This is a genomic window from Clostridium sp. TJA085 (assembly GCF_058310235.1).
In genome coordinates this window covers 262,962-285,863 of sequence record NZ_JBZEEZ010000002.1, presented here as the reverse complement: position 1 = coordinate 285,863, position 22,902 = coordinate 262,962, and the positions used below count along the sequence as shown (strand labels likewise).

12 protein-coding genes are annotated in these 22,902 nt (G+C 26.1%); 10 read left to right on the top strand and 2 right to left on the bottom strand.

Features of this window, described 5'->3' with window-relative positions; genetic code table 11:
- The first annotated feature begins 31 nt into the window (after nt 1-31).
- A complete protein-coding gene (locus AC4FQW_RS08540; RefSeq protein WP_491148528.1) occupies nt 32-2,131 on the top strand; it encodes a HelD family protein in 2,100 nt (699 codons plus the stop codon).
- Nucleotides 2,132-2,241: 110 nt separating this feature from the next.
- Here the strand turns inward: AC4FQW_RS08540 and AC4FQW_RS08535 are convergent, their stop codons facing one another.
- Together AC4FQW_RS08535 and AC4FQW_RS08530 are read right to left on the bottom strand one after the other, a co-directional pair.
- Entirely contained in the window at nt 2,242-3,330 is a 1,089-nt protein-coding gene (locus AC4FQW_RS08535) for a P-loop domain-containing protein (RefSeq protein WP_303128922.1), read from the bottom strand.
- Between the two features lie 581 nt (nt 3,331-3,911).
- Nucleotides 3,912-5,090: a cation diffusion facilitator family transporter gene (locus tag AC4FQW_RS08530; protein WP_303128921.1), complete on the bottom strand. Its 1,179-nt coding sequence runs from the start codon at nt 5,088-5,090 to the stop codon at nt 3,912-3,914.
- A 384-nt stretch (nt 5,091-5,474) separates the two neighbouring features.
- Here AC4FQW_RS08530 and AC4FQW_RS08525 point away from each other — a divergent pair, with 384 nt between their 5' ends.
- The 9 genes from AC4FQW_RS08525 (at nt 5,475) to AC4FQW_RS08485 (ending at nt 22,892) form a co-directional block, all read left to right on the top strand.
- Nucleotides 5,475-6,773 (top strand): M18 family aminopeptidase, encoded by a 1,299-nt coding sequence (locus AC4FQW_RS08525; RefSeq protein ID WP_491148525.1) that lies wholly within the window; start codon nt 5,475-5,477, stop codon nt 6,771-6,773.
- 147 nt (nt 6,774-6,920) lie between these two features.
- Nucleotides 6,921-7,418 carry a PepSY domain-containing protein gene (locus tag AC4FQW_RS08520; RefSeq protein ID WP_491148523.1) on the top strand — a complete coding sequence of 166 codons (498 nt, stop codon included), beginning with the start codon at nt 6,921-6,923 and terminating at the stop codon, nt 7,416-7,418.
- Nucleotides 7,419-7,556: 138 nt separating this feature from the next.
- Nucleotides 7,557-8,234, top strand: a complete 678-nt coding sequence (locus AC4FQW_RS08515; RefSeq protein WP_303128916.1) for a response regulator transcription factor — start codon at nt 7,557-7,559, stop codon at nt 8,232-8,234.
- Nucleotides 8,227-9,309, top strand: coding sequence for a sensor histidine kinase (locus AC4FQW_RS08510; protein WP_491148521.1), 1,083 nt, complete (start codon nt 8,227-8,229; stop codon nt 9,307-9,309). The genes AC4FQW_RS08515 and AC4FQW_RS08510 overlap by 8 nt, the downstream gene beginning before the upstream one ends.
- A 102-nt stretch (nt 9,310-9,411) precedes the next feature.
- A complete protein-coding gene (locus tag AC4FQW_RS08505) occupies nt 9,412-10,344 on the top strand; it encodes a DMT family transporter (protein WP_303128913.1) in 933 nt (310 codons plus the stop codon).
- Between the two features lie 159 nt (nt 10,345-10,503).
- Nucleotides 10,504-18,846 carry a glycoside hydrolase family 94 protein gene (locus tag AC4FQW_RS08500; RefSeq protein WP_491148518.1) on the top strand — a complete coding sequence of 2,781 codons (8,343 nt, stop codon included), beginning with the start codon at nt 10,504-10,506 and terminating at the stop codon, nt 18,844-18,846.
- 253 nt (nt 18,847-19,099) lie between these two features.
- Nucleotides 19,100-19,657: a glycerol-3-phosphate responsive antiterminator gene (locus tag AC4FQW_RS08495; RefSeq protein ID WP_491148516.1), complete on the top strand. Its 558-nt coding sequence runs from the start codon at nt 19,100-19,102 to the stop codon at nt 19,655-19,657.
- A 98-nt stretch (nt 19,658-19,755) separates the two neighbouring features.
- A complete protein-coding gene (glpK, locus tag AC4FQW_RS08490; RefSeq protein ID WP_491148514.1) occupies nt 19,756-21,255 on the top strand; it encodes a glycerol kinase GlpK in 1,500 nt (499 codons plus the stop codon).
- Nucleotides 21,256-21,458: 203 nt separating this feature from the next.
- Entirely contained in the window at nt 21,459-22,892 is a 1,434-nt protein-coding gene (locus tag AC4FQW_RS08485; protein WP_491148512.1) for an NAD(P)/FAD-dependent oxidoreductase, read from the top strand.
- Nucleotides 22,893-22,902 lie beyond the last annotated feature (10 nt).

The window sequence follows — 22,902 nt, the reverse complement described above, 5'->3', positions numbered from 1 at the left end:
ACAATCTATTTTGGAAGGAGATATAGATAATATGGAAAACAACCTAGATTTCCTTATGGAAGAAGCTCATTTAAATGACACATTAAATATAATAAATGAAGAGATTTTAAGTTATATAGAAAAAAGAAAATATATAACAGAATATATTATAGATTACAGAAAAAAAGTAATAGAAGAATATAGGGATGATGAGGATAAAGTATTAGAATACTTTGACCATGAAGCTTATGTAAAAGAGGAAGCTTTTAAAAATATAGATAAAAAGCTTAAGGAATACACAATTTTGAAGGAATCACCTTACTTTGGAAAAATAAATTTTATAGAAGAGGGAGATTCTCCAGAAGAAATTTATATAGGTAGATTTGGACTTACAAGAGAAGGAACATATGAGCCAGTCATTGTAGACTGGCGTGCTCCTATAGCTTCATTATTCTATAAAGGAAATGTTGGTGAATCTTCATATACTTCTCCATCTGGAGAGATATCTGCTGATATACTATCAAGAAAACAACTTGTAATAAAAAATGGAGAACTTAAAGGTGTATTTGAATCAGCAATAGATGTAAAAGATGAAATACTTCAAATGGTTTTAACAAGTAATTCAAGTGAGAAACTTAAAGATATTGTAATGACAATACAAGAGGAGCAAGATGAAATAATAAGAGCTCCAAAGGATAAAGCTGTTGTTGTAAATGGAGTTGCGGGTTCAGGAAAAACAACAATAGCTCTTCATAGAATATCATATCTTTTATATAATTTTAGAAAACAATTTGGAGACAAAGTTTTAATACTTGGTCCAAATGATATATTTATGGATTATATAAATGGTGTACTTCCATCACTTGGTGAAGATGGAGTAGATAATATGACCTTTGAAGCTTTTGCAATTAAAGAAATAGGAATTAATGAACCTATAACAGAGTTTTCTTATTATATAGAAGAAGCTATGAAAGGTAATGAAGAAGCTTTAAAAGAATACAAGTATAAGAGTTCATTTGAATTTGTAAGAAAACTAGATGATTCCATAGAAGAAATGAATAAAAATTATTTTTCTTTAGATAGTGTAAAATTCTTTGGAGAAGAAATAGTTTCAAAAGATGAAATAAGAGAATTATTTAATAAACATTATGCTTATATGCCTTTATTTAGAAGAAGTGATAAAATAAAAAGAATACTTATTTCTAAAATAAAAGATAAAAGAGATGAGTATGTTTGGAAGTTAAATAAAGAAATACAAGAAAAAATAAGCTCTCTTACAGAAGATGAACTTATTTTTGAAAAAAATAATTTAGATTTTACTAGAAGACTAAGAATAAGAGAAATAGTAAGAGAAGTTATTAATGCAAGAGAAAGATTAAATGAATGGCTTAATAATGAAGATATAGTAAGTATATATAAGAAAATTACAAATACTGATAATCTTGGCTTTATGGATCTTGCAGGTATACTTTATTTAATGATAAAGTTAAATGGTAAAAAAACTAAAAAAGAATATAAGCACGTAGTAATTGATGAAGCTCAAGATTATAATTATATTCAATTTATAGTATTAAAAGAATTAACAGGAGCTAAGAGTTATACGATAGTTGGAGATAGTAATCAAAGGCTTATTGATACAAAAGAAGTTCCAGCAATGCTTAAATTAAATGAAATATTAGATAATGTAATGGAATTTAGTTTAAATAAAAGTTATAGATCAACTCAACAAATAATGGAATATGCAAGTAAATTCTTAGATGAGGAAAAAATTGTACCATTAGTAAGAAGTGGTGAGTCCGTTCTTGAAGAAGAAACAGAAAATATTGAAGAAACTATAGATACTATAACTTCTATAATTGAAGATTATGAAGAAGAAGGTCTTGAAAGTATAGCTGTTATAACTAAGAAAAAAGATGAGCTTAAAAATTTATCTCATAGACTCAAAGGAAAAGTTAAAATACTTACATTTGATAGAAATGACATAATATATAGAGGCGGAAAAGTTTTAATACCAGCATATTTTGCAAAAGGATTAGAATTTGATGGAGTAATCATTTTAGAGGATGACACAGACACTCCAAATCTTGTAAAATATATAATGTGTACTAGGGCCCTTCATAGATTATCAGTTATAAAACAGATAAACAAATAGCAAAAAAGATTGCGTAAATTTACGCAATCTTTTTTTTGCTTATAATTATAATCCATCATAATATTAAACAGTTAAAGATTAATTAGGATTTAAGTTTATTTAAAGATAATTTAATTTTTAAACTTTTCAAAATCTATTATTATATCATTATAAATTTTATTTACTAAATTAAAATCCATGTGAGAAACATATATTTTTTCAAGCTTATCATGTGTAAGTTTAGCTTCTGTTATTAAAGATAAACCTTTATTAAGAAGTATATCAAATTCAGTTCTATCAAAGTCTAATTCTTCTTTATAATTTGCTAATATATTTCTATCACAAAGGGAGGATAAATCAAAAACAGTTGCATTTAATTTTATTTTTGATAATTCATTTTCACTAAATATACCTATTCCTTCTGAAGGTATTATTATATGCTCTAATTCATCAGGTAAAAGAGGATGATGGTAGTACTCAACATATAAACCAAGCTTTTGAGCTGAAATTCCTAATGATTTTAATAAATCACTTTTATAAAGACCAGGTTCACCTTTAAGTACAAATAATTTTGTTAAAGATTTTGATAGAAGTTCACTAAAAGAAACTATTCCATTTGGAGTAAAAGCAGTAGCAAAAAGATGTCTTTCACCTCCAAGTGTATTGGATGATTTAATAGGTAAAACTGCTGACTTAATTGTTTCTTCAAGATTTAATAATAAGTCTTTATTTACAGATGATTTATTTATATTTCGCCAATCCAAATATACTGAATTTGCAGCGTTAAAAAATGTATAAGCTCTAGAAAAACATTCACTTATTTGATTACTAAGGGATATAATTTCATTCTTATATTTAGATATATTTTTGTTATCTAAAGCGACAGCTAAGTCAATAATTTTATCTATAGCTCCAGGGGAACGTGGGTCTGTCATATGAGGAGAAGTTGCATCTAAAATTGCTGCTTTTAGTTCTTTAACTAAGACACCATCTAATGATTGATCATCAGATGAGCAGTGATATTCCTCAACTGTATATCCGTTAGATTTAAAGTGGAAGGCAAGTTTTTTCATAAGAGAGGATTTTCCAGTTCCAGGTCCACCTTTAAGACATATAATTCTATTGGCATCTTCTTGAGATAATAAATATTTAAAAAGGGAATAAAAACCTTTTGGTGTATTATTACCTAGAAACATATGACGATTTTGAGTTGTGTCCATTATTTCACCTTCTCATAAAATATTTCAGTAATACATTATATATTTGTATAGATTTATTTGTTACTATTAGGGAATTATGTTTTAAAATAGTTATGAAAATAAAAAAGGACAGAATTCCTGTCCTTTTTATTGCTTTTTGGCAAAATAATATCTAATACCAATTACCAATACAGCCAGTAAAAATAAGATTACAAACCAACTCACAAAACTAGGTTTTGTATTAGTTATATTAGAAAGAATATTAATATTATTTATCATATAGCCCCCTATAATACAATGATTTTTTCTATGCTTATAATATTATATGCAATAGTAATATAGTTCTCTAAAGAGAACTATATATTCCTTTAATTGATTAAAATATTAATTTTATTTTGAATTGATAATAAAACAATAAAGAGTTAAAAGATTTTAAATAGAATTTACTTATAAATAGATTATAATACAAAAATTTCCAAAAATTCAATATAAAAAATAACTTTTTGAAAAATTAAAGTTTTATTAAATTAAAAATAGAGTAGCTAAAAAGCTACTCTATAAAATTTGATTAAAACAAATGATTACTATAAATTATAATTAAATTAACTATAATCATGGTCTATTGTTATTATGCAATTATATTGAGGATGTATATCTTTTATTGATTTTATTAAATCTTTTTTTAAGGCATTTTCATCCATTATTTTATTTAGTGCCTTTGAATTAACTACTATATCAAAAATAAGATTTTTTTCATTTCCTTCACCAACTATCCTAAAGTCATGCATAGACTTAATTAATGGATTATATTTAATAATTTTTGATACTTCATTATGAGCTTCTCTAATTTCATCATTAGATAAACATATTGGGTCCATATGAATTACTAAATATACACCAAGTTCTTTAGAAATTTCTCTTTCAGCTTTATCTATTATATTATGAATTTTCATAATATCAATATCTGATGGTATTTCAGCGTGGACTGATGCCATACATCTTCCAGGACCATAGTTATGTATAACAAGATCATGTATTCCTGTTATATAATCGTATGATAAAAGCATAGAATGTATATCTTTTACTAATTTAGGGTCAGGTGCTTCGCCTAGTAAAGGATTAATTGTTTCTTTAACAAGTGAAAATCCAGAATAAATTATAAATAATGCAACTAGAATACCAACATAACCATCAATTGGAATAGTTGTAAATTTAGCAGCAAGTAAAGATATTGCAACACAACTTGATGTAAATACATCACCTAAAGCATCAACAGCAGATGCTTTTAAAGCTGTTGAGTCAATTTTATTTCCAATAAATTTATTAAAGAATGAAAGCCATACTTTAAGAAAAATAGAAATAATAAGAAGAATAAAAGGAATCCATTCAAATTTAATAGCTTCGGGATTCATTATTCTATCAAATGATGTTTTTACAAATTGAAATCCAACTAGCATAACCATAAATGCTACAACAAGAGCTGATAAGTACTCAATTCTACCATGTCCAAAAGGATGTTCTTCATCAGCTGGTTTATTTGCCATATTAAATCCAACAATAGTTATTATTGAAGAAGCCGTGTCAGATAAGTTATTAAAGGCATCAGCAGTAACTGCTATACTTGATACTAATGTACCGACACTAAATTTTATTAAAAATAATAAAAAATTAACTATTATTCCAATAATACCACCTAAAAATCCATAAGAATTACGAACTTTTTTACTAGCGGTATTTTCACTATCTTTTATGAATTTTTTTACTAAAAATTGCGAAATCATTAATATTACCCCCGTTTAATTTATATATTTTATTCTATATTAGAGTTAAACATTAATCAAATAAAGTAAACATTAATTTTATACTATATTTTAAATTAAATTTTATTTTTTATTTGGTAAAGAAATATTATTTTAATTTAGAATTTATATAGTTAAAAGTATATTTTAAAAGTTAATATTTATTTAAATAAATGTTTATTTTATTTCAGGTTATTTATATAATTTTAGTTTAAATGAAAAAATTAAAATTTATGCTTTATACATATTTTAATTTAAATAATTAAAGGTTAAATAAAGTATTAAATCATTAGTTTATAATTATTTTTAGTATTAAATGTGGTAAAATATATAATAAATAGTTATTTAGCTTTAGGAGGAATAGTTATGCAAAAGAAATTAGCAAATGAATTAATAGATTTCTTATATAATAGTCCAACAGCATATCATGCTGCTTCATCAGTAAAAGAAATTTTGGATAAAGAAGGATTTCAAGAATTATTTGAATCTGACTCATGGAAAGTTAAAAAAGGCGGAAAATATTATTTAAAGAAAAATGATTCAGCAGTAATAGCTTTTACTGTTGGTAATGGTGAAATAGAAAAAGATGGTTTTAGACTTATTGGAGCACATACAGATGCACCAGGATTTAAAATTAAGCCAAATGCTGAAATGGTAGGAGAAAATCATTATTTAAAATTAAACACAGAAGTATATGGTGGACCAATACTTTATACTTGGTTTGATAGACCACTTGGAATTGCTGGAAGAGTAATAGTTAAGGGTAAATCAGCATTAAAGCCAGAAGTTAAACTAGTAAATATAAATAAGCCAGTATTAGTAATACCAAGTTTAGCTATTCATATGAATAGATCAGTAAATGAAGGTTATGAATTTAATAAACAAAAAGATACATTACCTTTAGCTGGATTTGTTAATGAAAGTTTAGAAAAGGAAGATTTATTATTAAATCTTATTACAGAAGAATTAGGTGTTAATAAAGAAGATATATTAGATTTTGATTTATTCCTATATGAATTTGAAAAAGGATGCATAATGGGAGTAAATGAAGAATTTATATCAGCTGGAAAGTTAGATGACCAATGGATGGTTTTTGCAGGAATTAAAGCTTTAATAAATAGTTCAGATATAGATGCAACAAAAGTTATGATTTGTATAGATAATGAAGAAATAGGAAGCTTAACAGCTCAAGGAGCTAATTCAAATTTAATTAGAAGAACATTAGAAAGAATTGCAATTGCTCTTGATAAAAATACAGAAGAATTCTTTAGAGCACTTTCAAATTCAATAATGATTTCAGCAGATTTAGCTCATGCAGTACATCCAAATTTACCAGAAAAACATGATCCAACAAATAGACCTGTTCTTGGAAATGGACCAGTTCTTAAAATTGCAGCATCAGGAAGCTATTCAACAGAAGGAGTTGCAGCTGGAATATTTGAAGCTGTATGTAAAGAATCTAATGTTCCAATGCAAAAATTTGTAAATAGATCAGATGTAAAAGGTGGAACAACAATAGGACCAATGTCAGCAGCTGATTTATGTATACCAGTTGTTGATATGGGAGCACCAATATTAGGAATGCACTCAGTAAGAGAACTTGCAACAGTAAAAGATAATTTTTATTCAGTAGAAGCATTCACTAAATTCTTTAGCTTAAATTAGTTATTATAAAGAGCAGTTATTTAAATAATTGCTCTTTTATTTTTATAGTAAAATTAAAAAATTCTCATTTTATATAAAGTATATTTTAATTTTAAGTTGTTATTATTAATACATAATATAAATATTAAATTTTTAGGAGGATTTTTTATGAATGAAAATAATATAAATGAAAACAAAAATATAAAGGATACAGAATTTATAGAATTAAATAATAATAAAGATGATTCACAAAATAATTCAAAAGAAAAAAAAGCTAAGAAAAAAATTAGTAAAGGAAAAGTGATAGGACTTTCAATATTGGGAGTTCTATTATGTGGAACAATAGCTGCGGGAGCTATAACACATGAAGTTATTGAGAATAAATATAATCCAATAGAGCAAGTAGAAGAAAAAATAGAAATGAAGTTTGCAGAAAAACCAAATTATACATTAGATCAAGCTAAAGAAATAGCTTTAAAGAAAGTTCCAGGAAGTTTAGTAAGCGCAAAAGAAGATGTAGATGATGGTGTTGTAGAGTATGAGATAGAGATAAAAGATAAAGATAATATGCTTCAAGAAGTTAATGTAGATGGAAGAACAGGTGCTATAACAGAAATAGATAATAATTGTCATGATGGTCATGGGGATAATCATCATGATGATTAATTTAATTATTAACTATTATAAATAAGAGAGATTTAAAACCTCTCTTATTTTTAAAATATTTACATATAGTTTAGCTATTGTGTGATTAAATAGTAGTATAGGCAATTTATATTAATTTAATTTAGGAAGGAGGATTTTATGAGAAAAATTTTAATTGTTGAAGACGAAGAAAATATGGTTTTATTTATACAGATGGAATTAAAATATGAAGGTTATAATGTTGATGTAGCAAGTGATGGTAGAAAAGCTGTAGAATTAGCATTAAAAAATAATTATGATTTAATATTACTAGATTTAATGTTGCCAGGAATAAACGGTTTGGAAGTTTGTAGAAGAATAAGAAAAGAAAAAGATACACCTATAATAATGTTAACGGCAAGAGATAGTGTTATGGATAAAGTTACTGGTCTTCAAAATGGAGCAGATGATTATATTGCAAAACCTTTTGCAATAGAAGAATTATTAGCTAGAATGGAAGCTATATTTCGGAGAATAAATAGTAAAAATATAAAAAGTGAATTTAAATTTAAAGATATAACATTAGACGTAGAAGGAAGAATAGTAAAAAAAGATGAAAAAATTATAGAATTAACAAATACAGAATTTCAACTTTTATTAATACTTATAAGAAATAAAAATAAAGTTCTAACTAGAGATGTATTATTAGATAATGTTTGGGGATATAACTCAGAGGCAGAAACTAATATTGTTGATGTATATGTAAGATATATAAGAAATAAATTAGATAAAGATGATAAGGAAAAATATATTCAAACAGTAAGAGGAGTTGGATATGTTATGAGAGATAATGATTAAAGAAAAGTATAAGAAATTACCTATATTTTGGAAAATAACAATAGCATCTGCAATAGTATTTGCAGTATTTATATTATTTATAGCAATAGCTCAAACAGCAGTATTTTTTGATTGGTTTATAGATCATAGAAGTAAATATGGAATAGAACTTAATATTTTTGATGATATATTTGAATCTTATGGTTATTTAATATTAATAACTGCTGTACTTGGGTTATTTATAAGTGTGATAGGTGCAATGGCAATATCAAGATTATTTCTTAAAAATATAAGAGAACTTACAAATACAATGGAACAAATAAAAAATGAAGGAAGACTAGATAAAAGAGTTAATATAATTGGTGATGGCAGGGATGAAATTTCAAAGCTTGGTATAGTTTTTAACTCTTTAATGGATGACTTAGAGGCTTCATTTAATAGGGAAAGAAGATTTGTTCAAGATGCTTCTCATGAACTTAAAACACCACTTACTATAATAAAAGGTCATTTATCATTATTAAATAGATGGGGAAAAAATGATAAGGAAGTGTTAGATAAATCAATAAAGGCAAGTAGTGAAGAAGTAGATAGATTAATAGATTTAGTAAAAACATTACTTGATATATCAAAACTTGATAACTTGAATGAGAGGTTAAGTGGAAGTTGTAATACGGAAGAAGTTTTAAAAAATATTTTAGATGATTTTTCTATTATAAAATCTGATTATAATATTAAAGTTAATTATAATGGAGTAAAAACTTTTCCTATGAGCGAGTTACATATGAAGCAACTTATTATAATTTTATTAGATAATGCTATAAAATACTCAACTACTAATAAAAATATAGATATAATATTTGAAAAAAATAATAACAATAAAATATTAAAGGTTGTAGATAGAGGTATTGGAATACCAAAAGAAGATATACCATTTCTTTTTGATAGATTTTATAGAGTTGATGAATCAAGAAATAGTAAAACAGGTGGAAATGGATTAGGTTTATCTATAGCAAAAAAATTAGTAAATATATATGGCGGAACTATATTTGTTAATAGTAAATTAGGGGAAGGATCAATATTTGAAATAAAAATATGACAATAGCAAAATAGCCATTGACAATAGGATTTTATACTCTTACAATCTATAATTGAACGTGTTTAAAAGTTAGTGATTATATATAATTAAGGGGATGAAGAATTGAAAAATTACAAAGGAATTTTATTTGCAATATTAGCTTCAGTTGCATTTGGGTTAATGCCTATATTTGCTAAATTTGCATATCAAAATGGTTCAAATCCAACTACAGTATTAGTATTTAGATTTTCAATAGCTGCAGTTATACTTTTTGTATATTTACTTATAACTAAAGTATCAATTAAAGTAACAAAAAAACAATTTCTATATTTATTTTTTACAGGATTTTTTGGCTATACAATAACTACTCAAACATTATTTATGTCTTATAATTATTTAGGGGTAGGACTTGCAACTACATTACATTTTGTTTATCCAGCATTTGTTTGTATATTTGAATATATTTTATTTAAAAAGCTTATGAGTAAAAATAAATTAGCATCATTAATATTTGCAGGAATTGGAGCATATGCTTTAATTGCATTTGAAAATAATACATTAAGTATATTAGGTGTAGTTTTAGCTATAATTTCTGGAATAAGTTATGCAGGTAACATTATAATGTTAGCCCTTGAGGAGCTTAAAGATGTTGATAATAGAGTAGTTACTATGTATTTATCTTTTGGAGCTGGTGTTGGAATGATACTTTATGGACTTATAAATAACTCATTAGTTATGACATTTACAGTTAATTTAGTATCTTCATATATGTTAATATCAGTTGTATCAACAATATTATCAATAATATTATTATTAAAAGGTATAGAACTTATAGGTGCATCTTCAGCATCAATACTTGGTACGTTTGAACCAATTGTTAGTATTATTATGGGGGTAATATTATTTGGAGAACATCTAACATTAGCATTAATTTTAGGTACAATATTTATAATAATATCAACTATAATATTAGCAAAAGATAAATCAAGCATCGAAACTGTTGAAGAGTTAATTGAAGAAAAGAATTTAGGGGAATTAAATACAGAAATAAAGTAATATTATATATTTAAAAAGATGGTATTTATAAATGAGATTTTTTATCTTTTTTATAAATACCATCTTTTTTATTTTTATAGAAAAATAAAAAGTAATTTTTTTTATTATTTTGGTAAAAACTAAGTTAACAAGTAAAACTTTGCAAAGGAGAAGATTAAAGTGAATAACAAAAACTCATCAAGTAGGAGAAATGTACTTAATGAATTAAAGCTTAGTTTTATGAAAATAAAAGAAAATTATAAGTATATAAAAGCTTTATCAAATGAAGGAGAAGATGTAATAGGGGCAGGGCAATGGTTATTAGATAATATTTATCTAATAGAAAAAGAATATAAAACAACTAAAAAGAATATGCCTAAAGAATATTTTGAGGATTTAAATGAAGTTACTTTTAATAATGAAAATTCTCCACGTATTTTTTTTCTTGCAAGAAAGATGTTAAATGAAAATAATATGAATGTAACAGAAGAAGAATGTATAAATTTTATATTAAAAAATAATAAAAAGTTAACTATGGGAGAACTATGGGCATTTCCATTAATGCTTAGAGCTTCAATAATTATAAGCTTATCTAATATAACTGAAAATTTAAAAGAGATATATAGTGATAAATTAAATGGTAAAAAACTAGCTTATAAAATAATTTCAGATAAAGAACATAAAAATTCAGATGAATATTATGAAATTATAAAAAAATCAACATTTAATTTTAATAATCAGTTATATAAAGTTTTAAAAGATAATTCTTATGAAGATGAAAATTTATATAGTATTTTAAAGTTAAATTTAATTGAAAACAGTTCAGATAAATGTGTAATGAAAAATAAATTATTAGAATCAAAATTAGAGTTAGAAATAAGTTTATTAATTAATTCAATAAGAGAGATAGATTCTATAAATTGGAGAAGGTTTTTTGAAGAAACATCTATGGTGGAGAAAATTTTAAAAAATGATCCTAATAATATTTATAATAGAATGGATTTTGAATCAAAAGATTATTATCGCCATAAAATTGAAAAAATTTCTAAATTAAATAATATTGATGAAATTTTAATAGCTGAAAAATTAATATTTCTAGCAAAAAAAGCAAGTGATTTGGGAAAATGTGATTTTAAAAGGCATATAGGATACTATTTAATTGATGATGGAATTAAATATTTAAATGAAGTTCTTGAAATTACAAATAAAATAAAGAATAAAATGAATTTTAAAAGTTTCTTTATGATAAATGTTTTAGGAACATTATTTTTAATATTAATTACACTTTTTATGGGAAATTTATTAGGTGCAAATTATAATTTAGGTCAATATATACTTGCAGCAGTAATACTTTTAATTCCATCAAGTGAAGTTGTAGTTACATTAATAAATTTAGTAGTTAGTAAAAGTGTAGAAGTGAGGCATGTACCAAAGTTGGAGTTAAATTCTATAAGTTCAGAACAAAAGACTATAGTAATAGTGCCAACAATAGTTAATTCAATAAAAGATATACATAAGCTTTTAGAAAAACTTGAAGTAGCATATTTAGCTAATAAAGAAGATAATTTATATTTTGCTATACTTGCAGATTTTAAAGATAGCAAAGAAGAATTAAATGATTATGAAAAAGAAATAAATTTAAAGGCTATAAGGGAAACAGAAACTCTTAATATAAAGTATTGTAAAGGAGATGAAGATGATAAGTTTTTCTTCTTTAATAGAAAAAGAGTTTATAATCCTCATGAAGGTGTGTTCATGGGTAAAGAAAGAAAAAGAGGAAAAATAATGGAATTTATAGCTTTATTAAAAGGGGGCAAAAACCATACATATAATGTTATAAGTTCAAATATAGATTGCATTAGAGATGCCAAGTATATTGTAACTTTAGATACAGATACTTTTTTAACAAGAGGAGTAATAAAAAAATTAATAGGAGCAATGAGTCACCCTTTGAATAAACCATTTTGCAAAGAAGGTATTGTAAAAAGAGGTTATACTATAATGCAGCCTAAAGTTTCAATATCTTTAGAAAGTAAAAATAAAAGTAAATTTTCAAAAATATTTGGTGGTGATAGTGGAGTTGATGGTTATTCAACAGCATATTCTGATACTTATCAAGATTTATTTGAAGAAGGTTCATTTACTGGTAAAGGAATTATAGATATAAATGTATTTTATAATGTTCTTAAAGATGAAATACCGGAAAATAGAGTATTAAGTCATGACCTTTTAGAAGGATGTTATGTAAGAAGTGCATTAGTAACTGATTGTGAGTTTATAGATAATTATCCATCAACATATATATCAAGTACAAAAAGATTACATAGGTGGGTAAGAGGAGATTGGCAATTAATTTCATGGATGTTTTCAAAAAAGTTATCTGCACTTTCAAGGTGGAAAATATTCGATAACTTAAGGAGAAGTCTTTTAGCTCCATCAATATTAATAGGGATTATAATAACTTTATTATCATTAAATAGAGGTATTGAAATAACTATATTATTATTTTTAGCAATAGCAACACCATTATTATTTACTGTTACGGATTTTGTTGTTACCCCTAAAAATAAACTTATAGGAACTTTGAAAAGTTTTAAAGAAGTAATTCTAATTATAAGTTTTATACCATATCAAACGTATATAATGGTAGGGGCAATATGTAAAGCATTATTTAGATTTCTAATATCAAAAAATAATTTATTAGAATGGCAAACAGCAGAAGATGCTGAGAATACAGTTAAGGATAGTATTGGATATTATTATAGAAATATGTGGTTTTCTGTATTAGCTGGAGGATTATTTATTGTATTTGGATTTAATTCATCTTTTACACTAGGTGGGTTAATGACAGTAATATCTATACTATGGTTATTTGCACCATTAATAGCCTTTAATATAAGTACTTCAATAAAAGAAGAAAAAGATGAGCTTACAAGAGGTGAAAGAAATTATTTAAGATGTATAAGTAGAAGGATATGGGCTTATTATGAGGATTTTGTTAATGAAGAAAATAATTATTTAGCTCCTGATAATTATCAAGAAAAACCTTACAAAGGAGTTGCACATAGAACATCACCAACTAATATTGGAATGGGGCTTATATCAAATATTGTTGCATATGACTTAGGATATATATCATTAGGTGAAGTTATAAAGAGATTAGAACTTATAATAGAAGGAATGAATAAACTTACTAAATATAAGGGGCATTATTTTAATTGGTATGATACAAAAACCTGTACACCATTATGGCCAAGATATATATCAACAGTAGATAGTGGAAATTTATTAGGTTATTTATGGATTATAAAAGAAACACTTGTTGAATATAAAAATAATCCATTAATAAGAGAAGAAGAAGTTTTAAGTTTAGTTGATACATACAATATATTAGGAATAGATTATAGTAATAATCTCAATGTATCAAATAATTTAAAAAATGAAGATTATATACAGATTTTAAAACAACAATTACAATATATTAAATTAATAAAAGAAGAAAGTACAGATAGAGAAGAAGAATTTAAATATTGGTTAAATAAGTTAGAGAAAGAAATTGAAAATAAAATAAAATATTCAGAGTATATTTATGGAGATATAAATAAAATATTATTTGAATATTTAAAGAAAGAAAACCCATCGCTTATAGAACTTAAAAAAGAAATAAAAAAGATTGAAAGATTATCAGAAGATGACTCTAATAAAGTTTTAGAAGAAAAAGTTAAACAATTAGATGTTTTTGAAAAGAAAATTGATGATTTAATAGAAAAAATAGAAGTAATTATGAGTGAAATGGATTTTAAAATTTTATATTCAAAAGATAGAGGATTATTTTCTATAGGATATAATGTAGAGGAAAATTCTTTAGGTAATTCATATTATGATTTATTAGCATCTGAATCAAGAGTAGCTTCATTTTTATCTATAGCAAGAAATGAAGTTGATACTAGTCATTGGTTTAAACTTGGCAGAGCAATGACTAATGCATATAGAGGGATGAGTTTAGTTTCATGGAGTGGAACTATGTTTGAATATTTTATGCCCAATTTAATAATGAAAAGTTTTGAAGAAACTCTTTTAGATAAAACGTATAAGTCAGTTATAAAGGCACAAATAGCATTTGCTAAAAAGAAAAATATTCCGTGGGGTATATCAGAATCAGCTTATTATAAATTTGATATAGGAGAAGTTTATCAATATAAAGCTTTTGGAATTCCAGGAATAGGATTAAAAAGAGGGCTTGAAGATGATTTAGTAATATCACCATATTCAACACTTATGGTATTACCTTGTATTAAGGAGAAGTCCATAGAAAATCTAAGAAATTTAGAAAGTTTAGGAGCAGTAGGAAGATATGGTTTTATAGAAGCTATAGATTTTACTGGAAAAAGAGATAATAAAATAAAAGGGCATATGTATAAAGGTAAAGAAGTAAGATGTTATATGGTTCACCATTTAGGTATGTCTTTATTAGCTTTAGATAACATATTAAATAATAATATACTTAAGCAAAGATTTCATAATATAAAAGAAGTAAAAGCAACAGAAATATTACTTAAAGAAAAGATACCTAAATATATAACATTTGAGCGTAATGAAGATATTGCAATTAATAGAGAATATATAGAATGTGAAGATTTTACTCCAAGAAGATTTAATAGCAGTACAAATAAAAATCAAGAAGTTTTGTTGTTATCAAATGGAAACTTTTCAACTATGATTACCTTACAAGGAAGCGGTTATTCAAAAGAAGGAAATAATTTATTATATAGATGGAAAGGGGATAGTACTGTTGATAATAGTGGATTATTTTTATACATTAAAAATTTAAATTCTAATGAATATTGGAGTGCTACTTTTGAGCCTTGCAGAAATGATTGTGAAGAAACGGATATAGAATTCTCGGTAGATAAAGCAAAATTTACAAAAAGATGTGGATTAATAAAGAGTGAAATGGAAGTTGTAGTATCAAGTGAAGATAGTATAGATATAAGAAAGCTAAAATTAAAAAATGTTGGAGAAAAAGGAATATCTATAGAAGTAACAAGTTATATGGAAGTAACATTAACTACTATGGAAGCTGACACAGCACACCCAAGCTTTTCAAATCTTTTTATTCAAACTGAATTTGATGAAAGCACAAAAACAGTAATAGGGAAAAGGCGAGCTAGAGTTAAAGATGGAAAAGTTCCTTATATATTTCATAAGCCAATATGTGATTATGAGTTTGAAGGGGTAATGAGTTATGAAACTTCAAGAATGAATTTTATTGGAAGAAATAGAGACTTAGATAAGCCTTTAGCTTTGGATAATAATAATAGTTTAAAAAATACAGTAGGAACAGTATTAGATCCTATAATTAGTACTAGAGTAAGATTAAACTTAGAACCAAATGAAGAAAAAATAATTTATTTTATAACAGGAACTGCATCTGAAAGAGATGAGGTTATAAAACTTTCTAGAGAATATAGTAATATTAAAAAATTAGAAAATGAGTTTAATACATATAGTAGATTTATGCAAGTTGAACTTAAAAACCTTGCTATTACATCAGCACAAGCTAATATATATCAAAGTTTAGCTTCATATATATTATTTTTAAATAATGAAAGAAAAGATAGAGAGTTTTATATAAGAAATATAAATAAACATCAGAAAGATTTATGGGCATTTGGAATATCAGGAGATATAAAAATTATAATGTTACTTGTTAATAGTGATGAAGATATTAATTTAGTTAGGTCAATTATAAAAATGCATAAGTACTTTAAAAATAAAGGAGTTAAAACTGACTTAGTAATTTATAATAATGAAGAATCAAGTTATGAAATGCCACTTCAAAGAGAAATATTAGAAGAAATTAATGTTTTATCTGGTGAAGAAATTTTAAATAAACAAGGAGGAATATATCTTCACAATAAATCAACAATGAATGAAAATATAAGAGATTTTTTAATTGGTATATCATCAATTTTTATAGATAGTACAAAGGGAAATATATTAACTCAATTAAAAGAACAACAATTTTTAAATAATAAGAATGATAAATATACATATGAAGAAAAATATAAATATAAAAAAATAATAGAAAATAAAAACAAAATAAGTATGTATAATGAATTAAAGAATAAGTTAGATTTTTTTAATGGGTATGGTGGTTTTGATAAAGAAGATAAAGGTTATGTAATAGTGCTTAGAGAGAATAATAATACGCCAGCACCATGGATTAATGTTATTTCTAATGAAAGGTTTGGATTTCATACATCTGAAGTTGGATCTATGCACACTTGGTGTGAAAATAGTAGAGAAAATAAAATAACTCCTTGGAATAATGATATAGTTAAAGATTCATTAGGAGAAGCAATTTATATAAGAGATAATAATGATTTGAAATATTTCTCAATAACTCCAGAGCCTGTTAGAAATGATGGAGAGTATATAATAAAACACTCATTTGGATATTCAAGCTATTCTCATACAGTTAATAATATAAGAGGTAATATGATAGTATTTGCTCCAAAGGGAGAAAGGGTTAAAATTCAAAAAATAATACTAGAAAATATAGATAATATTGATAAAAATTTATCAGTATATTATTATGCTCAACTAGTACTTGGAGTTTTAAATTATCAAACAGCTAGATATATATCAACCTACAATAGAGGAAACTATATTTATGGTCAAAATCCATATTCAGAGTACTTTGGTAATTTGAAAGCGTATTCAACTATAATAGGTGGAGAAAATATAAGTTTTACCTGTGATAGAAAAGAATTTATTGGGATTTCTGGTAGTTTAGAATCACCAAATGGTTTGCAAGAAGATAAATTAAGTGGGGCATGTGGAAGCAGTTTTGATCCATGTTTAGTTACAAAGTGTGATATTACATTAAAGCCTGGAGAAAAGAAGGAGTTGATAGTACTTTTAGGAGAAGAAGAATCTGAAGAGAAAATAGAGTGTTTAATAGAAAAATATGAATATATAGAAAAGGTAAATGACGAATTAAATAATATTAAGGAGTATTGGGGCGATTTCCTAGGAAATATACAAGTTAAAACAAAAGATGAATCAATGAATTATCTTTTAAATGGATGGTTACTATATCAAAATTATAGTTGTAGATATTTAGCGAGAACGGCTTTTTATCAATCAGGTGGTGCTTATGGATTTAGAGATCAACTTCAAGACTCAATGTCTCTTGGTATTATAAATCCAAGTATAACAAAAGATCAAATTATAAGAAGTGCTTCAAGACAATACTTAGAAGGTGATGTTCAACATTGGTGGCATCCTATAATAAATAGTGGAATAAGAACAAAATTTTCAGATGATTTATTATGGTTACCATTTGTAACAGCTGAATATATAGAAATTACAGGAGATTATAATATATTAAATGAAAGTGTTCCTTATTTAGAGGATGAACCTTTAAAGGGAGATGAGGATGAGAGATATACAATAGTTAATCAATCAAATAAGGAAGGAACTATATATGAACATTGTATAAAAGCTATAGAAAAATCACTGAAATTTGGTAAGCATAATATCCCACTAATGGGAAGTGGGGATTGGAATGATGGAATGAGTACAGTAGGCAATAAGGGAAAAGGTGAAAGTGTATGGCTTGGATGGTTTATATATAAAATTTTAGTAGGATTTGATGATATATGTAATTATATGAAAGATGATGAAAAAGTAAATAGATATAGAGAAATGAGAGAATTTATAAGAGAAAATATTGAGAAAAATGCTTGGGATGGAGGATGGTATAGAAGAGCTTATTTTGATGATGGAACACCTCTTGGTTCTAGAGAAAATGGTGAGTGTCAAATAGACTCATTAGCTCAAAGTTGGTCAGTAATATCAGGAGGTGGTAAATTAGAAAGAGCAAAAGAAGCTATGGAAGCCGTAGATAAAAATCTAGTGGATAAAGATTTAGCTTTAATAAAACTTTTAACTCCACCTTTTGAAAAATCAAAAGAAGAGCCAGGGTATATAAAGGGGTATGTTGCAGGGGTAAGAGAAAATGGAGGACAATATACTCATGCAGCAACTTGGGTTATTTTAGCATTAACAAAGCTTGGAATAGGAGATAAAGCTGCAAAATATTTTAATATGATAAATCCAATTAATCATGGATTAACTGAACTTGATTGTAGAAGATATAAGTTAGAACCATATGTTATGGCGGCTGATGTTTATGTAAGAGAACCACATGGAGGCAGAGGTGGATGGAGCTGGTATACAGGAACAGCTAGTTGGATGTATAAAGTAGGATTAGAAAATATATTAGGATTTAAAATTTATAAAGGAATAGGATACAAAATATCACCATGTATTCCAAGTGATTGGGATGGTTTTGAAATAAAAATAAACAATAAATCAGAAAAATATAATATAAAGATAAAAAAATCATTTAAAAATAAAATAATAATAAACGGAAAAGAAATAGAAGAAGATTTAATTCCTAAAAACTTAGGAGATGCAAGTATAGAGGTTTATTACAAAGATATTAAAAACTAAAAATTTAATAATAGTAAGAGATATAGTTAAATTCCTTTTTCTATATCTCTTTTTTCTTTAAAATAAATTTATTGAAAATATAATTAAAGTTTAAAGAAAAAAATGAATTAATTTTAATATTTTACTTATATTTATAAACAAATTAAAGAAATTAATAGAAAAATGTTAAAAAAATATCATAATTGACATATATTTTAATAGGTGCAATAATAAAAAAGTAGAAAACATTTACAGAAATGATAGGGGCGAGAATATGAATTTTAAAGAAGTTTTAGCAGATAATCCAGTAATAGCAGCAGTAAAAGATTTTGAGGACTTAAAGGTAGCTATAAATTCAAATATAGAAATTATATTTGTTCTTTTTGGTGATGTCCTTAATGTAAAAGAAATAAGCAGTATGATAGAAGAAAAAAATAAAATAGGAATTGTACATATTGATTTAATAGATGGATTAAATCAAAGAGAAGCAGCAATTAAATTTTTGAAGAAAGAGACTAAGTTTAAAGGAATTATTAGTACAAAGCCTCAAACAATAAGATTTGCCAAAGAAAATGGTTTTATAGCAATACAAAGAAGTTTTGTATTTGATACAATATCACTTAAAAATGTTAAAAATCATTTATTATCAGATATTGATGCAGTAGAAATATTACCAGGTCTTATACCAAAAGTTATTAATCAAGTTACAAAAGGCTCTGAAAAGCCAGTAATTTGTGGTGGACTTGTAGAAAAGAAGGAAGAAGTAATAATGGCATTAAGTTCTGGAGCATCATCAGTTTCAACAACTAAAAGAGAAATATGGGGAATGTAAATATGGTATTTGAAATTTAATGATAAATTAAATTTATGATTTTAAATACGATATATTATATAAAAGCAAAACATATAGACTATAAAAGAGGTGTAGAGATGAAACAAAAGTATATTATAGCTTTAGATCAAGGAACAACAAGTTCAAGAGCAATAGTTTTTGACAATGAACAAAACATATTAGGTGTAAGCCAAAAGGAAATAACTCAAATATATCCTAGAGAGGGTTGGGTTGAACATAATCCTATGGAAATATGGGCAACACAATATGGTGTTCTTCAAGAAGTTATAGCAAAAACTAATATAACTCAAGAGGATGTTGCAGCTATAGGAATTACTAATCAAAGAGAAACAACTATAATATGGGATAAAAACACTGGAGAGCCTATATATAATGCAATTGTTTGGCAATGTAGAAGAACAGCTCCTATTTGTGATAGTTTAGAAGAAAAAGGGATGAAAGATTACATAAAGGAATCAACTGGTCTTATACTTGATGCATATTTCTCAGGTACAAAAATTAAATGGATTCTAGATAATGTTGAAGGTGCTAGGGAAAAAGCTGAAAAAGGAGAATTACTTTTTGGTACTGTAGATACTTGGCTTGTATGGAAGTTAACAAATGGAAGAGTTCATATAACTGATTATACAAATGCATCAAGAACAATGCTATTTAATATAAATACATTACAATGGGATGAAAAGATTTTAAAAGAATTAAATATTCCAAAATCAATATTACCAGAAGTTAAAAATAGTTCAGAAATATATGGATATACTAATCTTGGTGGTAAGGGAGGAGTAAGAGTTCCTATAGCTGGAATTGCTGGAGATCAACAGGCGGCTTTATTTGGACAAGCATGTTTTACAAAGGGTTCAGCAAAAAATACTTATGGAACTGGATGTTTCTTACTTATGAACACAGGGGATGAAAAGGTTGAAAGTAAAAATGGACTTTTAACAACAATAGCAGTTGGAATAGATGGTAAAGTTCAATATGCATTAGAAGGTTCAGTATTCGTTGGGGGAGCAGTTATACAATGGATAAGAGATGAGTTAATGCTTGTAAGTGATGCTCAAGATACTGAATATTTTGCAAAAAAAGTTAAAGATAATGGTGGTGTATATGTTGTACCAGCTTTTGTAGGACTTGGAGCACCACATTGGGACATGTATGCAAGAGGAGCTATATTTGGATTAACAAGAGGATCAAATAGAAATCATATAATAAGAGCAGCATTAGAATCAATAGCATATCAATCAAAAGATGTATTAAATGCTATGGAAGAAGATGCAGGAGTAAAAATTAATGTTCTTAAAGTTGATGGTGGAGCTAGCAAAAATGACTTTTTAATGCAGTTCCAAGCAGATATATTAGAAACAGAAGTAACAAGACCAATAATTACAGAAACAACAGCACTTGGAGCAGCATATTTAGCAGGACTTGCAGTTGGATATTGGAAAGATAAAGAAGAAATAGCTAAGTCATGGTATGCAAGTGAAAACTTTAAACCAAAATCAGAAAAAGAGCATATAGAAAAATTATATTCTGGTTGGAAGAAAGCTATAAAAAGAGTTAGTGGCTGGGAAAAAGAATAGTAATAAAAGTAAAATTTTATTTTTAAATTATAGCTGAAAACGTTTGACAAAAATAAAAAGCTATGATAATATATAACCATAATATAATATGAGTGTTAAGAGAATTAGAGTCAAGCACATAAGTTAGGGATTATTAATCCCTAGTTTCTGCTTGACTTTTTTTGCTTTTAAAATTTATAAAGCGAATTCTAGGAGGTTTTTTTATGTATGATGTTGCAATTATAGGAGCAGGAGTTATAGGAGCTTCAATATTTAGAGAACTTACAAAGTACAATTTAAAGGTAGCAGTATTAGAAAAAGAAAATGATGTATCAATGGGAACATCAAAAGCAAATTCAGCAATAGTTCACGCAGGTTATGATCCAAAAGTTGGCACATTAATGGCAAAATATAATGTTAAAGGAAATGAAATGTTTGAAGATCTTTGTAAAGAACTAGATGTACCATTCAAAAGAAATGGTTCATTAATAATAGGTTTCTCAGATGAAGATATGGAAACTATAAAGGCATTATATGAAAATGGTAATAAAATTGGAGTTAAAGGCTTACAAATTTTAAGCAAAGAAGAGCTTCTAGAAAAAGAGCCAAACTTAAGCGAAGAAGTTGTTGGAGCTTTATATGCACCAACAGGAGGTATAGTTGGACCATTTGAATATACAATAGCACTTATGGAAAATGGTGTATCAAATGGAGGAGAATTAATATTAAGAGCTGAAGTAACAGATATAAAGAAAGAAAATGATATATTTAAGATAAAAACAAAAAATGGACAAACAATTGAAGCTAAATATGTAATTAATGCAGCAGGAATTCATGCAGATGATGTACATAATTTGATTTGCAAAGAAAGCTTTAAGATAGTTCCAAGAAAAGGTGAATATTTTGTAATGGATAAAACTCAAGGGGATATCGTAAGTCATACAATATTCCAATGTCCATCAAAACTTGGTAAAGGAATATTAGTAACACCAACAGTTCATGGAAATCTTTTGGTTGGACCAGATGCAGAAGATTTAGAAGATAAAGAAGATACAAAGACAAAAGGTGATAGATTAGACTATATAAGAGAAACATCAATGAGAACAACTAAAAAAGTTAATTTCAGAGAATCAATTAGAAACTTTGCAGGACTTAGAGCAACACCAGATAGAGGAGATTTCATTGTAGAAGAGGCAGAAGATGTTAAAAACTTTATAGATGTTGCAGGAATAAAATCACCAGGATTATCATCAGCACCAGCAATTGCAGAAGATGTTGTTAAAATATTAGAAGGTTGCGGATTAAAATTAGAAGAAAATAAAGATTTCAATGGTGTTAGAAAAGAAATAAGATTTATGGAATTATCACCAGAAGAAAAAGCTGAAATAATTAAAAAAGATCCAAGATACGGAAAGATAGTTTGTAGATGTGAAAGTATCACAGAAGGTGAAATAGTTGATGCTATACACAGATGTTTTGATAAAAATATGACATTAGATGGTGTTAAGAGAAGATGTAGACCAGGAATGGGAAGATGTCAAGGTGGTTTCTGTGGACCAAGAGTTCAAGAAATTATAGCTAGAGAATTAGGAATTAAGTTAGAAGATATTAACCTAGAAAAAGACGGTTCATATATATTAGTAGGAAAAACAAAATAGGAGGGGTAGT

Excerpts from the sequence above, each read along its gene's own strand:
- AC4FQW_RS08540 (WP_491148528.1), top strand. The coding sequence starts at position 32 with ATGGAAAACAACCTAGATTTCCTTATGGAAGAAGCTCATTTAAATGAC.
- AC4FQW_RS08535 (WP_303128922.1), bottom strand. The coding sequence starts at position 3,330 with ATGGACACAACTCAAAATCGTCATATGTTTCTAGGTAATAATACACCA.
- AC4FQW_RS08530 (WP_303128921.1), bottom strand. The coding sequence starts at position 5,090 with ATGATTTCGCAATTTTTAGTAAAAAAATTCATAAAAGATAGTGAAAAT.
- AC4FQW_RS08525 (WP_491148525.1), top strand. The coding sequence starts at position 5,475 with ATGCAAAAGAAATTAGCAAATGAATTAATAGATTTCTTATATAATAGT.
- AC4FQW_RS08520 (WP_491148523.1), top strand. The coding sequence starts at position 6,921 with ATGAATGAAAATAATATAAATGAAAACAAAAATATAAAGGATACAGAA.
- AC4FQW_RS08515 (WP_303128916.1), top strand. The coding sequence starts at position 7,557 with ATGAGAAAAATTTTAATTGTTGAAGACGAAGAAAATATGGTTTTATTT.
- AC4FQW_RS08510 (WP_491148521.1), top strand. The coding sequence starts at position 8,227 with ATGATTAAAGAAAAGTATAAGAAATTACCTATATTTTGGAAAATAACA.
- AC4FQW_RS08495 (WP_491148516.1), top strand. The coding sequence starts at position 19,100 with ATGAATTTTAAAGAAGTTTTAGCAGATAATCCAGTAATAGCAGCAGTA.
- glpK (WP_491148514.1), top strand. The coding sequence starts at position 19,756 with ATGAAACAAAAGTATATTATAGCTTTAGATCAAGGAACAACAAGTTCA.
- AC4FQW_RS08485 (WP_491148512.1), top strand. The coding sequence starts at position 21,459 with ATGTATGATGTTGCAATTATAGGAGCAGGAGTTATAGGAGCTTCAATA.